Annotated in this window: 16 protein-coding genes, 1 tRNA gene and 2 other RNA genes; 7 read left to right on the plus strand and 12 right to left on the minus strand. The window is 52.7% G+C overall.

Annotated elements, in window-relative coordinates; translation table 11 throughout:
- Nucleotides 1-183 precede the first annotated feature (183 nt).
- Entirely contained in the window at nucleotides 184-2166 is a 1983-nt protein-coding gene (gene hmsP / locus ETV65_RS16535) for a biofilm formation regulator HmsP (protein ID WP_129953934.1), read from the minus strand.
- Nucleotides 2167-2722: 556 nt separating this feature from the next.
- On the opposite strand from hmsP, the gene ETV65_RS16540 reads away from it, so the two are divergent.
- From ETV65_RS16540 to ETV65_RS16570, 7 genes are all read left to right on the plus strand, one after another.
- Nucleotides 2723-3526, plus strand: coding sequence for a cellulose biosynthesis protein BcsO (locus tag ETV65_RS16540; protein ID WP_129953936.1), 804 nt, complete (start codon nucleotides 2723-2725; stop codon nucleotides 3524-3526).
- Nucleotides 3517-4320 carry a cellulose biosynthesis protein BcsQ gene (gene bcsQ / locus ETV65_RS16545; RefSeq protein WP_129953937.1) on the plus strand — a complete coding sequence of 268 codons (804 nt, stop codon included), beginning with the start codon at nucleotides 3517-3519 and terminating at the stop codon, nucleotides 4318-4320. The genes ETV65_RS16540 and bcsQ overlap by 10 nt, the downstream gene beginning before the upstream one ends.
- Nucleotides 4321-4350: 30 nt before the next feature.
- The gene (gene bcsA, locus ETV65_RS16550) at nucleotides 4351-6450 is read left to right on the plus strand and encodes a UDP-forming cellulose synthase catalytic subunit (protein ID WP_129953939.1); all 2100 of its coding nucleotides are present in this window, start codon (nucleotides 4351-4353) and stop codon (nucleotides 6448-6450) included.
- On the plus strand, nucleotides 6447-8921 hold the full coding sequence (gene bcsB, locus ETV65_RS16555) for a cellulose biosynthesis cyclic di-GMP-binding regulatory protein BcsB (protein ID WP_129953941.1): 2475 nt from the start codon (nucleotides 6447-6449) through the stop codon (nucleotides 8919-8921). The genes bcsA and bcsB overlap by 4 nt, the downstream gene beginning before the upstream one ends.
- An 82-nt stretch (nucleotides 8922-9003) precedes the next feature.
- Nucleotides 9004-12966: a cellulose biosynthesis protein BcsC gene (locus ETV65_RS16560; RefSeq protein WP_129953943.1), complete on the plus strand. Its 3963-nt coding sequence runs from the start codon at nucleotides 9004-9006 to the stop codon at nucleotides 12964-12966.
- An 18-nt stretch (nucleotides 12967-12984) separates the two neighbouring features.
- Entirely contained in the window at nucleotides 12985-13464 is a 480-nt protein-coding gene (gene bcsD, locus ETV65_RS16565; protein WP_129953944.1) for a cellulose biosynthesis protein BcsD, read from the plus strand.
- Nucleotides 13465-13473: 9 nt separating this feature from the next.
- Nucleotides 13474-14487, plus strand: a complete 1014-nt coding sequence (locus tag ETV65_RS16570) for a glycosyl hydrolase family 8 (protein WP_129953946.1) — start codon at nucleotides 13474-13476, stop codon at nucleotides 14485-14487.
- 600 nt (nucleotides 14488-15087) lie between these two features.
- Here the strand turns inward: ETV65_RS16570 and dppF are convergent.
- From dppF to ETV65_RS16630, 11 genes are all read right to left on the minus strand, one after another.
- Nucleotides 15088-16110 carry a dipeptide ABC transporter ATP-binding subunit DppF gene (dppF, locus tag ETV65_RS16580; protein ID WP_129953948.1) on the minus strand — a complete coding sequence of 341 codons (1023 nt, stop codon included), beginning with the start codon at nucleotides 16108-16110 and terminating at the stop codon, nucleotides 15088-15090.
- Complete coding sequence (dppD, locus tag ETV65_RS16585) at nucleotides 16100-17125, minus strand: dipeptide ABC transporter ATP-binding protein (protein ID WP_129953950.1); 1026 nt, start codon at nucleotides 17123-17125, stop codon at nucleotides 16100-16102. The genes dppF and dppD overlap by 11 nt, the downstream gene beginning before the upstream one ends.
- Before the next feature lie 10 nt (nucleotides 17126-17135).
- Nucleotides 17136-18050 (minus strand): dipeptide ABC transporter permease DppC, encoded by a 915-nt coding sequence (gene dppC, locus ETV65_RS16590; RefSeq protein ID WP_129953952.1) that lies wholly within the window; start codon nucleotides 18048-18050, stop codon nucleotides 17136-17138.
- A gap of 10 nt (nucleotides 18051-18060) precedes the next feature.
- Complete coding sequence (gene dppB, locus ETV65_RS16595; RefSeq protein WP_129953953.1) at nucleotides 18061-19080, minus strand: dipeptide ABC transporter permease DppB; 1020 nt, start codon at nucleotides 19078-19080, stop codon at nucleotides 18061-18063.
- Between the two features lie 200 nt (nucleotides 19081-19280).
- Nucleotides 19281-20888 (minus strand): dipeptide ABC transporter periplasmic-binding protein DppA, encoded by a 1608-nt coding sequence (gene dppA, locus ETV65_RS16600; protein ID WP_129953955.1) that lies wholly within the window; start codon nucleotides 20886-20888, stop codon nucleotides 19281-19283.
- 740 nt (nucleotides 20889-21628) lie between these two features.
- Nucleotides 21629-21758, minus strand: a non-coding RNA gene (locus tag ETV65_RS16605) — RtT sRNA.
- A gap of 32 nt (nucleotides 21759-21790) precedes the next feature.
- Nucleotides 21791-21920, minus strand: a non-coding RNA gene (locus ETV65_RS16610) — RtT sRNA.
- A 32-nt stretch (nucleotides 21921-21952) separates the two neighbouring features.
- Nucleotides 21953-22029: transfer RNA gene (locus ETV65_RS16615), tRNA-Pro, on the minus strand.
- A gap of 100 nt (nucleotides 22030-22129) precedes the next feature.
- Nucleotides 22130-23809: a kdo(2)-lipid A phosphoethanolamine 7''-transferase gene (eptB, locus tag ETV65_RS16620; RefSeq protein WP_129953957.1), complete on the minus strand. Its 1680-nt coding sequence runs from the start codon at nucleotides 23807-23809 to the stop codon at nucleotides 22130-22132.
- A gap of 271 nt (nucleotides 23810-24080) precedes the next feature.
- Nucleotides 24081-24503, minus strand: coding sequence for an organic hydroperoxide resistance protein (locus tag ETV65_RS16625; RefSeq protein ID WP_013573432.1), 423 nt, complete (start codon nucleotides 24501-24503; stop codon nucleotides 24081-24083).
- Between the two features lie 128 nt (nucleotides 24504-24631).
- Nucleotides 24632-25090 carry a MarR family transcriptional regulator gene (locus ETV65_RS16630; RefSeq protein WP_129953959.1) on the minus strand — a complete coding sequence of 153 codons (459 nt, stop codon included), beginning with the start codon at nucleotides 25088-25090 and terminating at the stop codon, nucleotides 24632-24634.
- Nucleotides 25091-25122 lie beyond the last annotated feature (32 nt).

Raw genomic sequence — 25122 nt, forward strand, 5'->3', positions numbered from 1 at the left:
GTAATGAGCGGCAGCAGGGAAATAACACACGCACAACATGATGGAAATATTTCGTTTCCCTCTGCAATCACGGTTCATGAAAAACCGGAGCGGAAAGCATTCAGCAGGAACTAATGTAAGTAAAAAAATCATCAGGCGGGAGAAATGCCGGACAGAAAGAGATTTTCCTGTCCGTTGTACCGGTCAGGAAAGCGGGCAGAATTTCCGTTCAAAGTCAGTTTTGGAAAGTGGCGCTGAAAATAAATACCCTTGCCCGAGCCGGATATTTTCCTTAAGTAGCCACTGACGCTGCTCCTCAGTTTCTACGCCTTCAGCGACCAGTTGAATATTCATGGCGCGGCCAATCGAGGCCACTATATTCACCATTACCTCATCCTGCGGCAGAACGCTGACGAAGCTGCGATCAATTTTGATCACATCAATAGGCAACGTACGCAGCCTGCTAAGGTATTCAAGCCCGGAATAGCCCAGACCAAAATCATCAAGCTCTATGGAAACACCCACGGCGCGAAGTTCGCTGAGCAACACCAGCGCGCGGTCAAGATCGTCAATGCGGGCCGTTTCCGTGATTTCCAGCACCAGCTGTCCCGGGTTAATTTTGTAGCGGCTCAGCAGGCTGCGCAGCTCCGGCAGGAAGTTACGCTGCTGTACCTGAGCGCCGGAGAGATTCACTGACAGTGGCAGGAGAATACCCCGTTGCTGCCAGTCCGCCAGGATCTGGCAGCCCAGCTCAAGAATTTTGTACCCGAGCAAACTCATAACGCCAATTTCTTCGGCCAGCACAATAAAATCACTTTCCAGCCCGTAACTCCCGTCAGCCATTTTACGGCGCAGCAGGGCTTCCGCCCCGACCACCGCGCCGGTTTCCATATTCACCTGCGGCTGTATAAACAACGTGAAATCATTTTGTTCCATCGCATGCAGGATTTCGTTTTCCTGCAATAAGCGTTTCTGAATTTTTGCGGTCAGTTCCGGTTCGAAGAACAGGATTTGGTTTTTCCCCTGCTGATAGGCCGAGACTCTGGCCGCACGACCGTTCACCATCAGTTGCTGCGCACTGACCGGGAATTCGCCGGTGTATTGCACGATGCCAATGCTGCCGGTCGGGTGCAGCGACATATTGCCAGCATGACTTTCCTGGGGTGCATTGATGCGTTCCATGATTTTCCGCGCCAGGCGCATCGCCATAAAGGGCCGGGGAATATCTCCCGCCAGCAAGGCAAATTCGTTGTAACTCAGACGTGCCAGCAGGCTGTTCTCGGGCAACGCTTCCATGATGGAACAGACCAGCGGGCAATCAACATGGCCGTCGTCACGCAAGCTTTCAATGCCGATTAACAGCAAGTGAAACCCTTTTTCCGGCTCGGCAGAATGCAGGCGGTGTTGCAGGTGCTGCATAAACTGTTCTTCATTGATGAGCATATTTTGTGAAGGCAGCCAGGCATTAGTGGCCTGGTCTTGAGGCTTCTCCCGCTGCTGTTGGTTGCGGTTGTAGCTGCGCACCAACATGCCGATTTCATCGTCTTCGTGGTGTTGCGGCAAGGTCAGCTGATGATATGGCACTTCACTTTCGGGCAGAGCTTCCAGCTCACTGGCAATTGCGCGAAGCGGTTTGACAATCAAACGGTTGATAACCCAGCTCAACGAAATGGTCAGGATCAGCGCCAGCAGCAGGTACGTCGTCAGCATGGTCGAAAGTGCGCTGACGATAAACTGATACATGCGATAGGAATCAGCCTGAAGCACCAGATAAGCCAGAGGCTTGGGAGCTTTAGGGCTGGCAGCCGCAGAATAGAGAGGAACGGAGATCGTCACTGGCAGATTGAAACCCCGGGTCACCCATTGTGGTACCGGCCGGCCGGGGGGGAAATGCGTATGCAGCGCGGCGATCTGGTTTGGCATCACGACGTCAGCGCGGCTCAGAATGCCCACGGGTTGCAGCGTATTCAGAATGTCCTGCGTTTCTTCCAGATCAACGTCCAGCACGGCTTGCGAAAGCGGAACACGGACAGAATGTGCAATATTTTCAAGTTGCTGGGCGTAATCATCCCTCCGCTGCTGTACAAAGTGGAACAGCTGGATGACGATAAAAATACAAATGGTGATGGCCGCAATGCTCGACACAGCCGCCATCTGTTTAATCGTTAATGAACGCCTGACCCGCAACTTTATTCTCCGTCAACCACTGACATGATTTTCCGCGCCCCCCGGGCTGAAACGGTACTTGTGCGCAGTATACCTTATAACGGGTTATTTCGAGGTTAAAGACGAAACTTTGACTATAAAAAACAACATGTTTGCTGCTACACATCTACACTGAATAGTGTTTATGTTATTTAACCAGAGAAAACATACATTACCCGGGTTAATCGAATAATGCGAAACGTAAGAACATCCTGGATACTGCGCGTCCGATGAAGTTTATGTGCTATTTATCACATTAAAAACCAAATTTTATACTATTTTAATGCAAACCTATGAAAAAATTTCATCAAAAAGCTTTTGCGACAGGCAGTTATGTTGGCGTTGTTTTTTATGGTGTAAATCCGATTTTTTGTAAAAACTGCTCTATGCTGTAAAAGACCTGATATATTAAGACCAGTCCTATTCCCCTATAAAACTTTAAAAATATTCATCTTTTTACACCCTGTGCTAACGGCCAATCATTGTCGTTTTGACGTCCAGAAAACACCGAAATATATAATCCTATCGGGCGGGATTTATGAATAAATATGATGACATTAAACGTTTTATGGATAAGGCGAAGTTGGAAAATATTGATTATAAAGAGCTTAATGAAAAATCAACGGGTGAATCCATTACTGGCTCAATGAATCAATGGACGTTGATTAAACAAGTCTCTGCCAGTGAAGAACCTGCCGGTCCGCTTGATAATGGCCGTACCACGCAGCCAACACCGCAATCCATTTCGGCGGATGAGTTTTCGCTTTCTGACGTTCACCCCGTCCATACGCAGCAGGAGCCGAACTCTTCTGCCGCACGACCTGTTACACACCAGCAAGCCACCCCCCTGTCTTCGGAGGTGCCTCATCCGCCAGCCGGTTTTGGCCTGCTTGATGCCCTGCGCGAAACGCTGCCACCGGTTCCGTCTCAGCCAGCACCGGTGACCATACAACCCGCGCAACCTCAGCCTGTTCACACGGCACCGGTATTGCATGCCCAGTCTGTCGTTCCTGACAGCGGGTCGGGTTTACTTGATTCATTGCGTAAAGCGATGCCCGCAGCGCCGTCGAAACCTGCCCCGGCGCAGGTTCAATCTGTGCCGCTTCAGGCATCTCAGTCAGTACCACAACCCGTCGCGCCGGTTTATCACCAGCCGCCGGTACACAATCCAACGCCCGTTCACAGTCCGGTGCCCGCGGTGTCCGCATCCCCGGCGTCTGCTGATGCTAACCAGCGCTTTAAACAAATGTTTAAACAACGGGCTCCGCAGCCTGCCAGCGCTTATTTACATCGCGACACACCGCTTCAACCCCTGTTAGAGATGATTGCCTCATGCCGTTAGTTTGCGTTTGTTCACCGAAAGGTGGGGTAGGAAAAACCACGGTGGCCTCCAACCTGGCCTATTCACTTGCCCGCAGTGGCAGTAAAGTGCTGGTCATCGATTTTGATGTACAGAACGCCCTTCGCCTTCATTTCGGGGTGCCTATTGCCGATACCCGCGGTTTTGTGGCCGGTTCGGGTAATGAATCCGACTGGAGCCAGTTTATCCTGAAAGCGGGCTCCAATACGTTTGTTTTACCGTATGGCGAAGTGACGGAAGATCAGCGACTGGAGTTCGAACATCAGCTTGCCAGCGATCCGCTTTTTTTACAGCGCGGATTAAATACGGTCCTGAATTATCCTGGCCTAATTATTATTGCGGATTTTCCTCCGGGCCCGAGTCCGGCATTAAAAGCGGTTCAGGCGATTGCTGATTTACATGTTGTGGTGATGCTGGCCGATACCGCGTCATTATCTTTATTACCCTTAATGGAAAAAAACAAACTCATTGGCACACCTTTGAATAATAAAAAGGGTGAGTATTACGTGGTTAACCAAAGTGATACCCGCCGGACATTAAGCCGCGACGTCACCCACTTTTTCGAACAGCGTTTAAATGAAAGATTATTAGGCACCATCCACAGGGATGAGTGTGTGCCGGAGGCCAATGCCTCGCAGCGCTCTATTATTGATTTCAGTCCGGTATCAGCTTCGGCATTTGATATTGAACTGATCAGCAAAAAAGTCGCCGCCATTTTAGGAATTAAAGTCGGTGATGGTGAATTACACGCCGCACCTAAATCTGGCAGTTATTAACTATCACTGTTAACAGCGACCCCAAAAGCGATGAATAAATTTCTGTTTTCTTTCCTTGTGCTTCTGTTGCTGCCGGTGGCAGCAGTGATCATTATTACCCCGATGGACAGCCAGAAGCAGTACATTTTTGGCCTGATCAGCATCGGGCTTTTATTTTTGCTTGGCATCAGTAAAAGCCGCAGGATTAGCGTGGTGATGGTCATCATGTCCATCATGATGTCGACGCGTTATATTTACTGGCGTGCGACAGAAACGCTGCATTTCAATTCAACAATAGAAGCTATTTTAGGGATTGGATTATTCCTCGCCGAACTCTATGTCTGGCTAATTTTATTGCTGGGCTATCTGCAAACGACCTGGCCGCTAAAACGCACCATCGAACCGTTGCCGGATGACACCACGCTGTGGCCAACCGTCGACGTGTATATTCCGTCTTATAACGAAAGCCTCGATGTAGTACGAGATACCGTTCTGGCGGCGCAGTGCATCGATTATCCGAAAGACAAAATCAAAATTTACGTGCTGGATGACGGTAAACGCGACGAATTTGCGGTGTTCTCTGCGGATGCAGGCGTGGGTTATATTACGCGTGATGACAACTCCCACGCCAAAGCCGGCAACCTGAACCATGCGATGAAACTCACCAAAGGCGAGCTGATTTGCGTATTCGACTGTGACCACGTGGCTACCCGCGCTTTCCTGCAGGCGACGGTCGGCAGCTTCCTGAAAGATCCGCGTCTGGCACTGATCCAGACGCCACACTATTTCTATTCGCCTGATCCGTTTGAACGTAACCTGTCCGCTGGCCGCACCATGCCGAATGAAGGTGCCCTGTTCTACGGCCCGGTTCAGCAAGGTAACGACAACTGGAATGCGACATTCTTCTGCGGTTCCTGTGCGGTTATCCGCCGTGTGGCCCTGGAAGAAGTCGGGGGTTTTGCGGTTGAAACGGTGACCGAAGATGCGCACTCGGCGCTGAAAATGCAGCGTCGTGGCTGGAATACCGCGTTTCTGGATATCCCGCTGGCAGCCGGTCTGGCAACTGAACGCCTGGGGCTGCACGTTATTCAGCGTACCCGCTGGGCGCGCGGCATGACGCAGATTTTCCGCGTGGATAATCCGTTGCTCGGCCGCGGCCTGAAATGGCAGCAACGCCTGTGCTACCTGAACGCCATGCTGCACTTCCAGTTTGGTTTGCCGCGCGTGGTGTTCCTGACTGCACCGCTGGCATTCCTGCTGTTTAATCTGAACATCATCTCCTCATCTGCCAGCCTGATTTTTGCTTACGCGCTGCCGCATCTGGTGATGTCGCTGTACATTAACTCCCGTATGAACGGCCGTTTCCGTTACACCTTCTGGGGTGAAATTTACGAAACTGTCATGGCCTTCCACCTGATCCTGCCCACGCTGGTGACGATGTTCGCGCCAAAACGCGGCAAGTTTAACGTGACGGATAAAGGCGGTTTGCTGGATGTCGGTTTCTTCGACTTCAACATCGTCAAACCTCACCTGATAGTCGCGCTCATGATGCTTGCAGGGATTGGATACGGCATCGTACGCGCCGTATTTCATGATTACTTTGCCATCGATCCCAGCGTTATTGCGCTGAATATCGCCTGGGGCAGTTTCAGTGTGCTGATTTTGCTGGCAGCGATTGCCGTGGCGAAAGAAACCCGTCAGGTACGCAAAACGATCCGTATTGATGTCGAGATCCCAGCGATTATTCACTACGCCAATGGTATTTCACTGCGCACAACCACTATCGATATGTCGATGGGCGGCGTGCAGCTGGTGACGCCGGACGTGCGCTATCTGGATGAAGAAATTGAAGAAGTGGAAATTCAGTTGTCTTCCGGTGCGGAAAGTTTCCCGGTGACACAAATCAGCGGAGACAAAGCGCGGTTACGTCTGCAATTTGAAAATCTGCCATTATCGAAACGTCGTGAACTGGTGCGCGTGGTCTTATGCCGTGCTGACGCCTGGATTGGTGAAGAATACCCGCCGGATAACCCGTTTAAATCCCTGCTAAGCATCATCCGTTGCGTGTTCGAGTTGTTCTACAACACGTGGAAGGAGCGCCGTGTTAAAAATAAACCCGCTGACGCCGCCAGCAAGAGTGAAGCAGCATGAACCGACCTTATAACCTGATGATTAAGTGCCGTTTATCTGCTGCGCGCAGTGTATCCCTGTTCAGGAAAATCACTGCCGGTTTGTTGCTGATGTTCAGCAGCCTGCCATTGTCGCAGGCGGAAGACGCGCCGGCACCGGCCGTTGATCCGGCCACCAGCCTGCCAGCCGCGCCGTCATGGCTACCGCCGGTCACGCCCGTACCGGGTGAAACGGCACCCGCCAGTGATGCCACGCCAGCCCCTGCTGCGGATACGCCGCAGTCTGATACCACACCGGTGAATAACAGCACGGCGATACCTGATGCCTCTGCCGCTGCGCCGGTGATGCCACTGGTTCAGCCGGTGACCAGCAATATCACCGTTGCCGAAATGGGCCAGCCAAACGGCCTGACGCTCAGCGGGGGTCAGTTGCAGTCCGGTATCATTTTCACCCTGCCCGCCGATGAGGTGGTGACCAACGCGCACCTGTCGCTGGCACTGAAAATTTCTCCGGCACTGATTGCCCGCGATACCACGCTCGAACTGATGCTCAACGGCCAGCCGCTGGGTAACCTGCCACTGAACCAGAGCAGCAACGGCGGCGACGTTTACGATCTCGATATTCCGTCGGCAATGGTGGTATCCAACAACAACCTGAGCTTCCGCGTACATGACAGCAACACCATGACCTGCGAGAAAGATCAGTCAGATAAATACTGGGTCACTATTTTGCCGACCACCAGCATCGGGCTGGAAGGTCAGCAACTGAATATTGGCCGGAATCTGGGTAACTTCCCGCGTCCGTTCTTTGATGGTCTGCAGATGCAGGAATCCAAAATTACCCTGGGTTTCTCTGCGTCTATGAAACCTGGCGATGTCAGCGCTGCGGCGATAGTCTCTTCTTATCTCGGCATGTTGTCCGATTATCGCAGCATAGATTTTCCGGTCATTCTTAACGACCTGCCGGATCAGAACGGCATTTTGTTTGGCAAGCCGGGCGATAAAATAGGTTCGCTGACCTTGCCGGCGAGCAAAGGTGCCTCGCTTCAGATTATCGATAATCCGATCAATCCGGTCTACAAACTGCTGCTGGTGCTCGGCAACGATGATAACGAACTGCGTCAGTCCGCGTATCGCCTGATCAGCGGCGGTATGCCGAACAACGTCGATCATCTGGATGTGGCCCAGCAAACTATTCCAACCAGCAAACTGTATGACGCGCCGCGCTGGATTGACACTTCCCGCCCGGTGACGCTGGGCGAACTGGCGGGTAAAGATCCGGATTCGCTGATTTCTAACGGCATTTATCACGACGGCATTCAGGTAGCTTTCCGCGCTGCGCCGGATCTGTTCATGTGGGACGGACACAATATTCCGGTGCGCATTGATTACCGTTTCCCGACGGAAAACTGGATTGATGAAGATAATTCAAGACTCAACGTTTCCATTAACAGCAACTTCCTGCGCAGCCTGACCGTCAACAAAGTGGGTCTGGTGGAAAACATCTGGCGTCGCCTTGGCGGTGACAGCCGTCAGGAACGTTATACGCTGCAACTCGCGCCCTACCTGATTTATGGTGACAACCAGCTGCAATTCTATTTTGATATCAAGCCGAAAAAAGAGGCGCCGTGCGGCATCCTGACCAGCGATAATATCAAGAGCCGTATCGATCCAAAATCCTTCATCGATCTGAGCGGAAGCTACCATTTTGCCCAGTTACCAAACCTGTCGTATTTCGTCGGTGCATCTTATCCGTACTCCAAACTGGCTGACTTCTCCGATACCCTGATGTTGCTGCCGCCAGCGCCGACGGCAGATGAAGTCCATACGTTGCTCAACCTGGCCTCCCGCGCCGGTAAAGCCACAGGCATGCCGGTGAATCATGTACAGGTGGCCTTTGGTCTGAAAGGTGATGAACAAAATAATCCGCTGTTTGACCGCGATGTTTTGGCCGTCGCCACGCTGGGCGACACCTCGTTTACTCAACAGTTACTCGCGGATTCCCCTTTCAGCATCAACGGTGGTGCGATGGGCGTAAAAACGCCGACCGATATCCAGCGCGTTGTCGCCTGGCTGACCGGTGACTGGTACCGCCAGCCGGTCGATGCAGACCGTTATCTGTCCTCAACCGGCGCATGGCGTGGCTTCGTCAGCTACCGTTCGCGCTGGTCTGCCGATCATGTGGTCGTGCTGGCAACCGGTACGGACGATCAGCAGTTGCTGAAAATCCATAACGATTTGAAATCACCCAAAATCAACGCCAATGTGCGGGGTGACCTGGCAATTATTACCGATGAAAATGGCATCCGCAGCTTCTCAGTCGGCCAGCAATTTCCGACCGGGCAAATGCCGTGGTACATGATGGTGCTGTGGTACGCCAGCAACCACATCGTGATCCTGTCATTGATTGCGACCCTGCTTTCTCTGGTGATTGGCCTGAGCCTGTTCGTCGTCCTGCGTCGTCATGCGGCCAAACGACTGGGTCAGAAATGAAAAGCATCGGCTTTATAACAAAAACAATGAAGATCGCACCGATATCGGGCGGCGACTCTCTGGCGATTACCGGAGCTGGAAAATGAAAAAACATAAACTGTCCCTGGCGGTGATCAGGGCTATTTATCTGGTAGGGATCGCCGGAGTAGCAAGTTTTAGTGCTGCCACCTTGGCAGCGGATACCGCCAATCCTGCTATGAAAGCGTTGTTCGATCAGGCCGCTTACTGGCATGAGCGTGCTCATGATGATCTGGCAAAAAATGCCTTACAGAAAGTGCTGCTGGTTGAGCCAAACAACGTGCAGGCGCTGTACCTGATGTCGCTGTATTCCATGCAGGGCGGGGATAAAACCGCAGCCAATCAGTGGCGTGAAAAACTGGCCGCCGTCTCGCCCGACGATCCGCGTCTGGCATCGCTCAACAGCGCTAAAGCCATGCAGTCAATTCCGCCGGCTCAGTTAGCTTCTGCCCGTCAGATGGCTGCGCAGGGCAATGTCAGCGGTGCACTTTCGGCGTACCGTACCATTTTTAACGGCAACCAGCCGCCAGACAGTCTGGTGACTGAATATTATCTGACCATGGCGGGTGATAAGTCGCTCCAGCCGCAGGCAATTGCCGGGTTGCAACAGCGCGTTGCCTCGCGTCCTGACGACACGCAGGCGCGTCTCGGTCTGGGCAAGGTGCTCACTTATCAGGAATCAACCCGCCGCGACGGCATCAAACTGCTGAGCACCATGGCCGGTTCCAGCACCGAAGCGGACCGTTCACTGCGTCAGGCATTGCTGTGGATGACGCCGCAGGAAGACGACCGTGATTTATATCAGGGCTATCAGGCGCGTCACCCGAACGATACCAGCGTGATGGCATACTTCCAGAAAAACATTGGCGGCGCGGCAAAAGGTCAGGGCTTCACCGCACTCAACAGTGGCGATGTCACCAGCGCGAAAGCTAAGTTTGAAAGCGTGCTGGCCGATAACCCGAACGACGCCGATGCGCTGGCAGGTTTGGGTTATATCGCTCAGCGCAGCGGTAATTTTGAGCAGGCATCACAATATCTGAGCAAAGCCGCCGCACAAGGTGGCCCGAACAGCGCCCAGCTGAGCAACCAGGCCCAGGATTCCGCGTTTTACGCTCAGTTAGCGAAAGCCAAAGAGGCCGCAGGTTCCGGCAGTTACGATGCCGCACTGGCTGCCGTCACCCCTCTGACGCAGGTCGGCGGCGAAAAAGGTCAGTCAGCCAGCCTGCTGCGTGCTGATATTCTGCGCCGGAAAGGCGATCTGGCTGGCGCCGAGCAACAATACAGTGCACTGGGCGATAACGCCGATGCCCGCGCCGGATTGTATTACGTGCTGCGTCAGCAGAACAAAACCGCCGAAGCTAATCAGGTGCTGAAGACGCTGCCAGCGGCCATTCAGACCAAGATGAATCCGCCAACCGTGGCGGATGTTATCGAGCCAATGCGTCGTCAGGCTGCACAAGCCATGGCGAGCAACGATCCGCAGCGTGCACTGAATATTCTTCAGCAGGCCCTTGAACGTCAGCCGTCTAATGTCTGGGTGAAACTGGATATGGCGCGCATCCTGCAATCGCAGGGGCAGACCGCGCAGGCGCAGTCGCTCATGGCGCCTTCTTCGCGTCCGGGTGCATCTTCTGCCGATTTGTACGCAGCAGCCTTATTCGCCTCAGAAACCAAAAACTGGTCCACTGCCAATGCCCTGCTCTCACGTATTCCACGTAGCAGCCAGAATCAGGGTATGCGTGAACTGGCACAACGCGCCAATTTCAATGCGCAAATGGCGGATGCGGAAAACTATCTGCAACAGGGTAATACTGCCGCTGCATCCAATACGTTGCGCGCACTGGCACAGAATCCTCCCGGAGCACCGGCGGATGTCGGTGCACTGGCGAAAAATCTCGCGGCGTCCGGTCAGCTTCCGCTGGCAGTGCAGCTGGTCCGCCAGAATATGCGTCAGGGCGTCAACGGCAATGCCGGGGATTACGCCGATCAGATCAGCGTGCTGAATCAGGCTGGCCTGAGCAACGAGGCGCAAGCCTTCCTGCAAAATCCGCAAATCCAGTCCGGCACCTCCCCGACCGCACTGGCGAGCCTGCGTGACGGTTTCGTGATCAATCAGGCTGACCAGTTGCGCGAACAGGGTCAGTACGCGGCAGCCTACGATAAGCTGGTCGTTGCGTTGCAGGCGGATCCGCAAAACCGTGACCTGATGCTGGCGATGGCGCGCCTGTATCAGTCAGGCAAACTCAATAAACAAGCCGGTCAGGTCTATAACTACCTGATGAGTAACGATACACCTACGCAGGATGCGCGTGTCGGTGCGATCAACGTTGCGCTGGGTGAAGGCGATAACCAGCGTGCGAAAACACTGATGGAAGGCCTGCACGGACCGCGTACGCCGGACCGTTTGTTACTCGAAGCGCGCGTCGCCGAAGCGCAGGGCGATCATCAGCAGGCGCTGGCGTTATTGCGGTCCGCGAAGGGGAAGATGATTGGTCTGGAAGGCACAGACAGTTCGGCACAGGTCGCGGGATTGCAGATCAGCGACAACCCGTTCATCAACCGCTCAACGCGTACCTCGGCCTCGCGTCCGGCGACACAATCCTCATACGGTACCGTGTTGCCATGGCAGGTATCGGACCAAGTCTCCACCCCGGGGAATATTCCGGTAGCAACCACCGCACCGACGGCGGTGACACAGCGTAATGCCACTGAAAAACAGATCGACGACATGCTTGACGATTTACAGGGCAAAACCGCGACCTGGGCACAAGGTGATATGTCGATTCGTGGCCGTGACGGTGAAAGCGGCCTCAGCCAGCTGACCGAAGCCAAAGCGCCGATGACCTTTGCTTTCGTGCCGTTTGATACCTCGCGTCTGAGTATCGGCGTCACGCCGGTTTCCCTCAGCGCAGGCAGCCCGTCCGGTACCGCTAACGCCCGGTTTGGTCAGGGCGCACTGGCACAGGCGCAGTCGGCACAGAAAGATGTGGCTGCCGCCGCAGCCGCAGCCGGTCTGGATATTGCTAACTACAGTACATTTGCCAAATTGCAGACAGCCGCAGCGACTAACGCCAGTACAAATTGTACATCGGCTAACGCCACCTCTGATCAGTGCGTGGCGTACAACACCATTGCGGGTACTGACCCCACGACTTATGCGGCACCGGCTGCCGGTAATCAAAGCGCGACAGGCGTGGAAGTTAACGCCGCACTGACCGGTGACAGCTATAAAGCCGATGTCGGCAGTACGCCACTCGGGCAGGATCTGAACTCGCTGGTCGGTGGCGTGCAATGGGCACCGAAACTGACTGACTTCACCACTCTGCGCGTGACCGCTGAACGTCGGGCCGTCACTGACAGTATTCTGTCCTACGTCGGCACTAAAGATAATTACAGCGGCAAAGAATGGGGACAGGTCACTAAAAACGGCGGCAGTGTCAATCTGTCATACGATGACGGCGACGCCGGTTTTTACGCCGAAGCGGGTTATTACAGCTATCTGGGTAATAACGTGAAGAGCAACAAATCGGTGAACGCCAATGCCGGTCTGTATGTCCGTCCGTTCCGTTATGACGATCGTGAACTGAAAACCGGCATCAACGTCGGTTACATGGATTTCGACAAAAACCTCAGTTATTACAGCTTCGGTCAGGGCGGTTACTTCAGCCCGCAAAACTATGTCAGTGTCTCCTTCCCGGTGGAATACACCCAGAAGTATGACGACTGGGATCTTAAATTGTCCGGTGCGGTGGGTTATCAGTCTTATTCTCAGGATAAGAGCGCCTACTTCCCGAATAATCCGGACCTACAGAAACAGCTGGAAGATCTGGTGGCGGCAGGCTATGGCACTGAAGCCTACTACAGCGGCAAAACGCAAAACGGTATCGGCTGGAATGCCGGCGTGGGCGGCAATTATCACCTGAACAAAAGCATGCAGATTGGCGGACAGGTTGGCTACGATACTTTCGGTGATTACAACGAAAGTAAAGCGCAGGTCTACTTCCGTTATCTGATGGGTCAAAATTAATCGCGGTGAGATAAAACCATGCAAGAACATAGCTATTCACAGGTCGCGCAGGAATATTATCGACAGCGTCATACCACACCCGGCTGGCAAAGCCTGGTGCAGGTGCTATTTTCAGGTATTCTGGCGTCCGCCGATGACGAAGATGGGCGCCGTTTTCTGACCCTGATGGGCAACAATCTGGCACGTCAGCATCCGTTGCCGGGTTCTGCGACACTTGGCGAGCTGGAAGACAATATCAATCAACTCCTCAGGCATTTTGACTGGGGAGTGGTGAAGCTGGAAGCGACACAACAACAACTGGCGCTGGTGCACATTGCCTGGCCGGTCTCACCGCAGGGGCAGGATGATGAGTTGTGGTCCATCGCGCTCATCTCCCTGTTTGAAGGACTGTATGCCGAGTGGTTGTTATCACAAGGCGGGCAACCCTATGTTCCGCTGCGCTGGCAGGAAATCACACCGGAAGGTGCGTTCGTTTTCCGTTATCAAAATGGTTTGTAAGGAATCTCTATGTTGTTATTTCGGCGCTACGGCCTGGTGCTGTGGCTCAGCCTTATTTTCGCGTTTTTCAGTTCCGCTGTAATGGCGCAGGAAGCCGGCTGGTCTGCTTATAAAAGTCGCTTTCTGATGCCGGACGGGCGAATCATTGATACCGCCAATAAAAATGTCAGTCACACCGAAGGTCAGGGTTTCAGTATGCTGCTCGCGGTATTTAATGACGATCAGGCTGCCTTCGACAAACTCTGGCAATGGGCAAACACCACCCTTTACCGTAAAGATATCGGCCTGTATTCATGGCGTTATGACCCAAACAGCACGCCGCATGTGGCAGATATCAACAACGCCTCTGATGGCGATACGCTGATGGCGTGGGCGTTACTGCTGGCAGGCGACAAGTGGAACGATGCCCGTTACACCAAAGCCTCTGAAAAATTACAAGCCGCGCTGATCAAATACAATGTGATTGATTATGCAGGTTACAAAGTCATGCTGCCGGGCGTAAAAGGCTTCAATCAGACCAGCAACGTGACCGTCAATCCGTCCTATTTCATCTTCCCGGCCTGGCAGGCGTTTTATGCGCACAGTCATTTAAAGGTATGGAAAGATCTGGATGAAAGCAGCACGGCGATGCTCAGCAAAATGGCGTTCGGTGATTTCCGCTTGCCGACCGACTGGGTCGAGCTGCAGGCCGATGGCACCCTGAAACCCGCCAGCCGCTGGCCAACGCGTTTCAGTTACGACGCAGTGCGTATCCCGCTGTACCTCGGCTGGGCGCATCCGGGCAGCCCGCAGATGGCACCGTTCATTCTGTGGTGGCAGAAATCCCCACGCGACGCGACACCGGCCTGGATTGACGTGATGACCGGCACCAAAGCGGGCTACAACATGTCGCCGGGATTATTAGCCGTGCGCGATTTCACCATGGCCAACGCTGCCGCCATCAGCCCGAACCTGGCCCCGAAAGACGATTACTACTCTTCCTGCCTGCAATTGCTGAGCTGGTGGGCGAGTCATAAAGGGTAAATAATCCCCTTTGAAATATGAAGGCCAGTCAGGGAAATCTGACTGGCCTTTTTTATTATGTGTAGACCTTTAATTAATATATTCACCATCGAAAATATATCCTATTTTCCCATTTGTCCCAGCCGTTATTTCCATAAGAACATTTTTTTCTATGCATCTGCTTTCTGATTTTATCTCATCGAAACAAATGAGATCATCTCTGGAAAATGAATGCCAGGATGTATAATCTGCCTCAGAGAATTTTTTAAAACCATCATTTACATCTAAAATAGCGATATAGTAAACGCCATTTTTATCACAGCAGGTAATCTGATTTGCGACATCATAATTCCTTTTAATTGACGTTCTGAATGTATATTAATCATTAAACTGAACAAATCATTCACGAAATAAATATCATCTATCTATATATATTATTTTCCAAATAGTCAGATAATTAGTGCTATCAGGGAGGGTAATATTATTCGCGTTTTTTAATCTGTTGTTGATCTGAGTTGCATTAATAAGAGTTTTCATCGTGAAAATCCCCCACAAAAAAGCCCGCTTTTGGACTGCAGTCCATTTCGCGGGCTTGTATTTTTCAGTGAGATGTCAGCAAGGCTACTGATTTACGGCAACAGTCTGCGTTGTGCCGGTTTCATCCTGATCGACGGCAAAGCAGGCGACGAGCTGATCGCCGTACTGTTTCAGCTGTGGCTGGAACTGTTTGCAGGTGCCAAACGCACGGCGGCAGCGGGCATTAAACGCACAACCGGCTGGCGGATTCAGCGGACTTGGCAGTTCGCCGGTCAGTTTGATGCGTTCACGGCGATCATCAGGATTCAGGCGAGGCGTCGCAGACAGCAAGGCCTGGGTGTACGGATGGCGCGGATTGCTGAAGATGGCGTCTTTCGGCCCCTTCTCCACGCAGCGGCCCAGATACATCACCATCACTTCATCAGCGATATGTTCCACCACGGACAAATCATGCGAGATGAAAACGTAAGACAGCCCTAAATCCTGCTGCAAGTCCATCATCAGGTTCAGCACCTGCGCACGCACGGAAACATCCAGTGCGGAAACCGGTTCATCGGCGATCACCACATCCGGATCCAGCATCAGACCGCGGGCAATAGCAATACGCTGACGCTGACCGCCGGAGAACATATGCGGATAGCGGTCGTAATGCTCGGTTTTCAAGCCCACTTTCGCCATCATTGCCAGCGCTTTTTCGCGACGTTCTTCGCGGCTAAGTTTGGTGTTGATCAGCAAGGGTTCTTCGAGGATCTGTCCGACTTTCTTACGCGGGTTGAGCGATCCGTACGGATTCTGAAACACGATTTGGATCTTCTGACGACGCAGCTTTTCTGCCGTGGCGTCAGGTTTCAGTAAATCCTGCCCGCGGTAATACAGCTCACCGCCGGTCGGCACTTCAATCATAGTCAGCAGGCGGCCCAGCGTGGATTTCCCGCAGCCGGACTCTCCCACTACCGCCAGCGTTTTACCGCGTTCGAGAGTGAAAGAAACGCCGTCAAGCGCCTTCACGGTACGTTCCTGGCCGAAGATGCCTTTCTTCACCGGGTAATGTTTTTTCAGGTCAATCGCATACAACAGCGGCTGAGGTTGGGTGTTATCAGGACTCATAAGTAGGTCTCCCGGCATCATCCAGCGGATAATGGCACTTCGACTGACGCCCGTTTGCGAGGTCACGCAGCGCAGGTTCTTCTTTACGACAACGGTCGGTTGCATACGGGCAACGCGGATTCAGCAGACAGCCGTTCGGACGGTCATACTTGCCCGGCACCACACCCGGCAAGGATTGCAGACGGGCTTTATCCACCGCAAATTCCGGCAGGGATCGTAGCAGCGCCTGCGTATACGGATGGCGTGGCGCACGGAAAATTTCCGTGGCTTTTGCCGACTCCACCACCTGCCCGGCATACATCACGATAATATGCTGCGCGGCTTCGGCCACCAGCGCCAGATCATGGGTGATCAGCATCAGCGCCATGTTTTCGCGTTGTTGCAGATCGAGCAGCAACTCGATGATTTGCGCCTGAATGGTCACATCGAGCGCGGTGGTCGGCTCATCGGCAATCAGTAATTTTGGCCGACAGGCAATCGCCATCGCGATCATCACACGCTGACTCATGCCGCCGGAAAGCTGGTGCGGATAGACATCAAGTCGTGAAGCCGGATCCGGAATGCCCACCAGATTCAGCAAATCAATGGTGCGCTGACGACGGGTCTTTTTATTGCCGCCCTGGTGTACTTTAATGGCCTCCATAATCTGAAAACCAACCGTGTAACACGGATTGAGGCTGGTCATCGGATCCTGAAAAATCATCGCGACTTCGGCACCGACAATCTGACGGCGCTCTTTTTCGCTCATGCCTTGCAGGTCACGACCACCGAACTCCAGTTTTTCCGCCATCACTTTACCGGGGAAGTCGATCAGCCCCATCAGCGCCAGTGAACTGACCGATTTACCGGAGCCGGATTCGCCGACAATCCCGACCACCTCGCCCTGTTTTACGCTGTAACTGATACGGTCTACGGCGCGGAACGGCGTCCCTTCGTCACCAAAGTGCACGGAGAGTTTATCTACGGTCAGCAACGTTTTACCGACCTGAATATCATTCGTTAATGTTGTTTCCATCTCCAACCCCTTACTGCTTAAGTTTAGGGTCGAGGGCATCACGCAGGCCATCACCCATCAGGTTAAATGCCAGCACCGTCAGCAGAATGATCACGCCGGGGAAGGTCACAACCCACCAGGCACTTTGAGCAAACTGTAAGACGTCCGACAGCATGGTGCCCCACTCCGGCGTTGGCGGCTGTGCGCCCATACCGAGGAAGCCCAACGCTGCCATATCAAGGATGGCGTTGGAGAAGCCGAGCGATGCCTGAACGATCAGCGGCGCTAAGCAGTTAGGTAAAATATTGACGAACATCTGGCGCGCAGAACCGGCACCGGCCACGCGCGAAGCGGTGACGTAGTCGCGGTTGACTTCCACCAGCACCGCCGCGCGGGTTAAGCGGACATAGTGCGGTAAAGCGACGAACGTCAGTGCCAGCGAGGCGTTGATAATCGACGGGCCGAAAATCGCCACCAGCACCAGTGCCAGCAACAGGCTTGGCAAGGCCAGCATGATATCGACCACACGCATGATGATGGCGTCAACCACACCGCCGTAGTAGCCGGCAAACAAACCGAACACTACGCCGAGGATCAGAGAAAGCACCACCACCAGACACCCGACCAGCAGCGATAAACGTGCGCCGTACATCAGCCGCGACAGTATATCGCGGCCCACGTCGTCAGTGCCCAGCAGGAATTTCCAGCTGCCACCTTCCATCCAGACCGGCGGACGCAGCAGCGCGTCACGGAACTGTTCAGCAGGCAGATGCGGAGCGATCACGTTTGCACCAATCGCGATCACCAGCATGATAATGATGTAAACCAGGCCAACAACGGCCCCTTTGTTACGCTTGAAGTAATGCCAGAATTCGCGCATCGGCGGCATCGGCACTGGCGCAGCCGTCACTAATTCATTAGCGACCGGCTCAGTGGTTTGAGACATTGTGCGCCCCTTATTTCTTGTGGCGAATACGCGGGTTGACCACGCCGTAGAGCACATCTACCAGCAGGTTAACCACAATGATCAGAGTAGCGACCAGCAACACCCCGCCCTGCACGACCGGATAGTCGCGGCGCTGGAGTGCGTCGATCAGCCACCGGCCGAGTCCCGGCCAGGAGAAGATAGTTTCGGTCAGGATCGCGCCGCCCAGCAGCGTACCGACCTGCAAACCAATGATGGTCACCACCGGCAACAACGCATTGCGCAGAGCGTGGACGACAATCACCCGCATGCGGCTGACGCCTTTGGCGCGCGCGGTACGGATGTAATCCTCACCCAACACTTCCAGCATGGAAGAACGGGTCATACGCACAATCACGGCCAGCGGAATGGTGCCCAGTACAATGGCCGGTAAAATCATGTGCATCACGGCATCAACGAAATCACCCGGTTCGCCCCAGAACAGCGTATCGATCAGCATAAAACCAGTCAGCGGCAGGCTGTCATCCAGGAAGACGGTGTCGCTTATTCGACCTGAGACGGGCGTCAGATTAAGCTGCACCGAGACCAGCATGACCAGCATGATCCCCCACCAGAATATCGGCATCGAATAGCCGGTCAGCGAGATCCCCACGGCCGTGTGGTCGAATATCGATCCCCGTTTTACCGCCGCCAGCACACCCACCGGAATACCGACAATGATCGCGAAAATCATCGCGCAAATGCCCAGTTCCAGTGTCGCTTTAAAGCGCGGTACGAATTCCTGCCAGACAGGGGTGCGGCTTTTTAAGGACGTGCCCAGGTCGCCATGCAGCACCCCGTTCACGTAGTGGAAATATTGTTGATAAAGAGGCTTATCAAGCCCCATTTCTGCCATCAGCTGGGCATGACGCTCGGGGGAAACACCGCGCTCGCCTGCCATGATGGTGACCGGGTCGCCTGGTATCATATGTACGAAGGCAAAAGTCAGCAAAGTAATGCCGATAAACGTTGGGATAACTAACCCCAGACGTCGGAGTATGAACTGCAACATATCCCGTACTCTCTGTATAAAATGCCCGGCGAACCGTAGCTCGCCGGGCTTATTGTGGCTCACATTTCTTTCTTGAGAATCAAGGCTGTACTGAATGGCCCGCGAGCAAGGCGGAGGAGCACAGCAATCAAGACATACCTTCAGGTAGGCGAAGATTGCGAGCACCACACAACGCAGCTCCCGGGTTATTCAGTAAGCGATCACTCCATTGAGACGTTTTCGAAGTGGTGTTTGCCGAGCGGATCTACGACATACCCTTTAACTTCTTTACGAACAGGTTCATACACAGTGGAGTGAGCGATGATCAGCGCAGGTGCCTGGTCATGCATCACAACCTGAGCCTGTTGGTACAGCGCAGCACGTTTGGCGTGATCAGATTCAGCACGGGCTGGCTGGATCAAATCTTCAAACGGCTTGTAGCACCAGCGGGAATAGTTGGAACCGTCTTTGGCAGCAGTACAGCTGAACAGGGTAGCGAAGAAGTTATCCGGATCCCCATTGTCGCCGGTCCAGCCCATCATCACAGACTGATGCTCACCGTTTTTCGCACGCTTGAGGTATTCGCCCCACTCGTAGGTCACGATGTTGGCTTTCACGCCAATTTTCGCCCAGTCAGCCTGGATCATTTCAGCCATACGACGTGCGTTCGGGTTATACGGACGCTGTACAGGCATCGCCCACAGATCGATAGTAAAGCCATCTGGGTGACCTGCTTCTTTCAGCAATTCTTTGGCTTTAGCCGGATCATAGGGGTAATCAACGATATCTTTGTTGTAGCCCCACATTGTCGGTGGGATCAGGTTTTTAGCAGGCTGGCCAGCCCCCTGATAAACCGCATCGATGATGGCTTTTTTGTTCACAGCCATGGTCAGTGCCTGACGCACTTTCACTTCATCCAGTGGTTTCTTCTCAACGTTGAAGGACAGATAACCCACGTTCAGACCCGGTTGTTGCATCAGGTTGATGGATTTATCTTTCTTCATTGCCGCGATGTCAGCCGGGTTCGGGTATGGCATCACCTGGCATTCATTTTTCTGCAGTTTCGCGTAACGCACGGAAGCATCAGGCGTGATGGAGAAGACTAAACGGTCGATCTGCGGCTTGGTGCCCCAGAAGCCCGGGAAGGCTTTGTAGAGGATGCGTGAATCTTTCTGATATTGCACAAGCTGGAACGGACCGGTACCGATCGGATCCAGGTCGACTTTTTCAGGCGTTTTCGCTTTCAGCATGTTGTCAGCGTATTCCGCAGACAGGATAGAAGCGAAGTCCATCGCCAGATCGGCCAGGAACGGAGACTCAGGGCGGTTCAGTACGAACTGCACGGTATTGTCATCCACTTTGACGATCTTGTTGATCAGATCACCCATGCCCATACCTTCGAAGTATTCGTAGCTGCCGCCAGAAACGCCGTGGTATGGGTTATTTTTGTCCAGCTGACGTTCGAAGGAATAAATCACGTCGTCCGCATTGAAATCACGGGTCGGTTTGAATTCCTTGTTGTCCTGCCACTTCACGCCTTTGCGCAGATGGAAGGTGTAAGTTTTACCATCAGCAGAGATGTCCCACTTCTCAGCCAGACCCGGCTGGATTTCCGTGGTGCCGATCTTGAATTCAACCAGACGGTTGTAGATAGGTACGGAGCTTGCGTCATACGTAGTGCCTGAGGTGAACAGCTGAGGGTTGAAGCCTTCAGGTGAACCTTCGGAGCAATACACTAATGTTTTTGCCTGGACACTGGCCGCAACGGTCAGCGCAATCAGGCCCATACTGAATTTCAGTAGCCCCGACTTACCTAAAGAGATTGTCATCGCTTCTGCTCCATCGATTAATGGTGATGTGGATGTGTGTGTTGTGTATACAGCTCACGTCACCCTTTGTTTTTATTTGCGGGTGACTGTGTTTGCTCGTGCGCTGCAATAGTCCAACCAGAGCATGGTGAACTGCCATTTTTTTCCTTCGAAGTGTAAAGATTACTTTACAAAATCTTACCGGAAATAATCACTGGTCTTCCTTGGGGCTATCAATTTGGCAACTCCTTTCCTTGACGTCAATATAACCATCAGGCATTTACACAGACTGTGAGTTACAACAAACAAACATAAAAAAACATTTTGTTAACCAAATCAGGATGAATGTTCAGTCTGAGCACGGAATAACCACACATTCCCCTTTATAAAAGAATATTCACGGGGGTTTCACCCATTTTAAAACCCTAAAAATTTCTGGCTAAATGATGAATATATGAACGGTTATTTTTGAGATAGGGGTGGAAACCAGCGGAAAATGCTGAGAAGTGCAGCAAACGGCGTCGACCCGTCAGTGAAAGCCGTTGAGCCAGCACCCTTAAAAAACCCCAAAATAGCGCAATTGCACAATGATGGTGCAGATGATTTTGCGTACTGCTTTTGGTTGTTTTTCCGGCATGAAGCCGGTAGCGGGTGGACAGGAATTGAAACCAATATGTTATAGGGTTTTTAAACTCTGGCTCATAAATTGCAAGCGGAAAAAGGCGAAAAAAAACCTGCTTTAAAAGCAGGTTTTTCAAATATGGTCGGCGAGAGAGGATTACGCGCATCTGCGATGCTTGCCCTGCGGGCCGTTGCTAAAGCAACGTGGTCTCGCTTCGCTCGGCTCAAACCTCCTTCGGAGGTTCTCATCCTCTTTACTACAGCCGAAAAAAAACCTGCTTTAAAAGCAGGTTTTTCAAATATGGTCGGCGAGAGAGGATTACGCGCATCTGCGATGCTTGCCCTACGGGCCGTTGCTAAAGCAACGTGGTCTCGCTTTGCTCGGCTCAAACCTCCTTCGGAGGTTCTCATCCTCTTTACTACAGGCGAAAAAAAACCTGCTTTAAAAGCAGGTTTTTCAAAAATGGTCGGCGAGAGAGGATTCGAACCTCCGACCCACTGGTCCCAAACCAGTTGCGCTACCAAGCTGCGCTACTCGCCGAATGGGGCGCATCTTACTGCGACCCCCTGGGAGCGTCAATGGCTTTTTGAAACATCCGAACTGACTGGCCAGAAATTATCCGATACGCCGCCAAAATGACCTACAACTTCTGTTCTGCCTGAGGTTTGGCACACCAGTTATTCGCCGGATTGATACCACCGTCTGGCGAGGTGTAGCCCAGGCAGCCCAAAATTGAATCGAATAACTCCACATGGCGTTTCTTTGCGCCCACACGTTGCTGCGCCTGTAACTGCTCAAATGCCAGTTTATGGTCCGGTTGTTCAAGGAAACTATCCGAAGCCCATACCATCATCGGCACGCGGAACTGCTCCGGCGGTGCCATCTCACGTGGTGTACCGTGCAGATGCGAATTCTCATCGATAGATTCACCGTGGTCCGAGGCGTAAAACACCAGCGCTTTCTTATCACGCAACTGATCAATCACGTTGTCGATAAAGGTATCGGTATACAACACGCTATTGTCGAAGGCATTAATCAGTTCCGCTTTGGTGCAGGTATTGCTCTTACACTCCGGTGTGTACCGGGCGTAACTGCGCGGATAGCGCTGGGAATACAGATAGTGCGAGCCTTTGGTATGCAGGATCACCAGATGCTTGCCTTTAGGATGCGTTGCCAGTGATTGCTGTAACTCATTGACCAGCAACATGTCATCCACCGGTTTGCCATCGTTGCGCTTTTCCGAGGCGATGATTTCGCGGAAGGAGAAATTATTGGTGTCAGCATTATTATAGAACCACAGCTCGCTTTGCATCGCGAACAGCTCAGAGGTGAAGCCCAGCGACTTCATGACTGCAAATATGTTCTGCTCTTTCAGTGTACGCTGCGGGTTATCCGCCGTACCGCCTTCACGCACGAACATACAGCGCAGTGACAACTTAGTGGCCGTATCGCAGGATGTCCCGCGAAACGCGACCAGATTCTTCTCTTTGGACAGGCGCGGCGTGGTATCGCGCTCATACCCTAAAATCCCCATGTGATCCCAGCGGGTGGTTTCACCGATGATAAACACCACATAGGTGTCATCAATACCGGCGGGTGGCATATAAGTAAATTCTTTTGCAGGATCAAAATAATGGCTGGCATCCTGACTTTCATCCACCTGCGTATAGGCGTACAAACCCAGTGCAGCCAGCCAGTTAGAGGGCAGATAAGAGTGCGCGACCACGCCGCCATAACTCGGCAGATCCACGTTAGTTTTCTTCTCATTGACGCTCTGGGCGTGATCCAGAGAACGCAGCGGTAACCAGACCAGCAATGCCGCCGCCAGCAGCACAGTTAAAGGCAACGCCCGCTGTCCCGGCGTTTTCATCTGCTCAATCAGTGTAAAGCGCAGATTGTTTTTCCAGATGAGGAACAGGGGGATTGCGCTGACCAGCGCCATCCAGATAAACAGGTGATAACCGATGATCTCTTTGCTCAGATCGATATCAGTGGTCATCACCGACACCACAATGCCGTAACCGATCACCACATTGAACATCACCATGTAATAACTGGCAGCAACGGAAATCAGCACCAGCAAGCTGGCGATAACGCGGAAGAACAGCCGCCCGCCCAGTGAGAGGAGACGCAGAACAAAGAAGGTGAATAAGACGATGGCGCAGACTTCAGTGACGGCCTGCACCAGTTCAGCTGATGTGAAATGATTGACCAATGCAGCAAAGCGGCGCTGGAACACAGAGACATTCAAAAAAATGCCAATGTAAATCGCTAACAATAAAGAGATATTTTGCTGCGATAGAGTCTTCACTCTATTCATGAAAAGTAACTTTCCTAACGTATTTTGAAAGATTTGGAATCATTGTGACATGTTTATAGCGGACTGGTTCACAGATTATGCTGAGAATGAGGTGTATATGGCGTTCAGAAGGGTTATGCCTGTCCGGCGACATCAATTTTTTTTGAATGTTTTCTGTTTGTCAGGGAATACACTCGGAAAAAGCAAAAAGGAGGCCGGAGCCTCCTGAGATTTTTGTTTTGATACATCACAACATTCCCCTGGTGAAGGCGTTGTGGAGTGGATCAGAACACTATTTAACGTTCAGCGTGACGTCGATATTGCCACGGGTCGCGTTGGAGTACGGGCACACCTGATGTGCTTTAGCCACCAGCGCTTCGGCTTCGCTGCGCTCAAAGCCCGGCAGGGTAATATCAAGCTGCACTTCAATACCATAGCCGCCAGGGATGGCTCCAATCCCTACCGCACCTTCAATTTTAGCGTCAGCCGGGATCTTAATTTTTTCCTGCGCGGCCACGGCTTTCAGTGCACCAAGGAAACAGGCGGAATAACCGGCAGCAAAAAGTTGCTCAGGGTTAGTACCGCCCCCCATGCCGCCCATCTCTTTTGGCACACCCAGTTTGACGTCAAGAACGCCGTCATCGGAAGTCGCACGGCCATCACGGCCACCGGTCGCGGATGCATGAGCACGATACACAACTTTTTCAATAGACATATTTCGTTCCTTATCGGTGATAAACACTTATTAGTTTTAAACGATTTAATCGCACACTACTTTATTAATACTATCCGACACTCCGAAGAAGCACTTGCGGAATCGTCTGTTTCATACGGCACTCAGACTTACGCTTTATCCTGAAGCTTAGCCCGTAATACTTCGAGCTGCTGTTTCAGCGCCACGATTTCGCCGACATCGCATTCTGTCGCACACAGAATGGCTTCGGGGATACCCTGCGCTTTTTCGCGCAACATCTTACCCGCAGCGGTGAGAGAAATAATCACCTGACGTTCGTCGGCTTTGGCGCGCTGACGCACCAGCAGATCTGCCGCCTCGAGGCGCTTTAACAGCGGCGTTAAGGTCGCTGAATCCAGAAACAGTTTTTCGCCAATTTCCGACACCGTGACTTCATCACGTTGCCACAGCACCAGCATCACCAGATATTGCGGATAAGTGAGCCCGAGCTGCCCGAGCAACTTACGGTAAACCTTATGCAGTGCCAGATTCGCAGAGTAAAGCGCGAAACACATCTGTTGATCCAGATGCAGCATGCGGTTTTGTGTCGGGTCGGTATCTGTTTTCATGTTCATGTCGCCAATATATATAGTGCACGATA

The organism is Rahnella sp. RFA10(1/100) (assembly GCF_004195115.1).
Classification (GTDB): Bacteria; Pseudomonadota; Gammaproteobacteria; order Enterobacterales; family Enterobacteriaceae; genus Rahnella; species Rahnella perminowiae.

Coding starts and splice junctions, on each gene's coding strand:
- dppB (WP_129953953.1), bottom strand. CDS start 19,080: ATGTTGCAGTTCATACTCCGACGTCTGGGGTTAGTTATCCCAACGTTT.
- ETV65_RS16630 (WP_129953959.1), bottom strand. CDS start 25,090: ATGAAAACAGATACCGACCCGACACAAAACCGCATGCTGCATCTGGAT.
- eptB (WP_129953957.1), bottom strand. CDS start 23,809: ATGAATAGAGTGAAGACTCTATCGCAGCAAAATATCTCTTTATTGTTA.
- ETV65_RS16560 (WP_129953943.1), top strand. CDS start 9,004: ATGAAAAAACATAAACTGTCCCTGGCGGTGATCAGGGCTATTTATCTG.
- bcsD (WP_129953944.1), top strand. CDS start 12,985: ATGCAAGAACATAGCTATTCACAGGTCGCGCAGGAATATTATCGACAG.
- bcsB (WP_129953941.1), top strand. CDS start 6,447: ATGAACCGACCTTATAACCTGATGATTAAGTGCCGTTTATCTGCTGCG.
- bcsA (WP_129953939.1), top strand. CDS start 4,351: ATGAATAAATTTCTGTTTTCTTTCCTTGTGCTTCTGTTGCTGCCGGTG.
- bcsQ (WP_129953937.1), top strand. CDS start 3,517: ATGCCGTTAGTTTGCGTTTGTTCACCGAAAGGTGGGGTAGGAAAAACC.
- ETV65_RS16570 (WP_129953946.1), top strand. CDS start 13,474: ATGTTGTTATTTCGGCGCTACGGCCTGGTGCTGTGGCTCAGCCTTATT.
- dppC (WP_129953952.1), bottom strand. CDS start 18,050: ATGTCTCAAACCACTGAGCCGGTCGCTAATGAATTAGTGACGGCTGCG.
- dppF (WP_129953948.1), bottom strand. CDS start 16,110: ATGAGTCCTGATAACACCCAACCTCAGCCGCTGTTGTATGCGATTGAC.
- dppD (WP_129953950.1), bottom strand. CDS start 17,125: ATGGAAACAACATTAACGAATGATATTCAGGTCGGTAAAACGTTGCTG.
- ETV65_RS16540 (WP_129953936.1), top strand. CDS start 2,723: ATGAATAAATATGATGACATTAAACGTTTTATGGATAAGGCGAAGTTG.
- dppA (WP_129953955.1), bottom strand. CDS start 20,888: ATGACAATCTCTTTAGGTAAGTCGGGGCTACTGAAATTCAGTATGGGC.
- ETV65_RS16625 (WP_013573432.1), bottom strand. CDS start 24,503: ATGTCTATTGAAAAAGTTGTGTATCGTGCTCATGCATCCGCGACCGGT.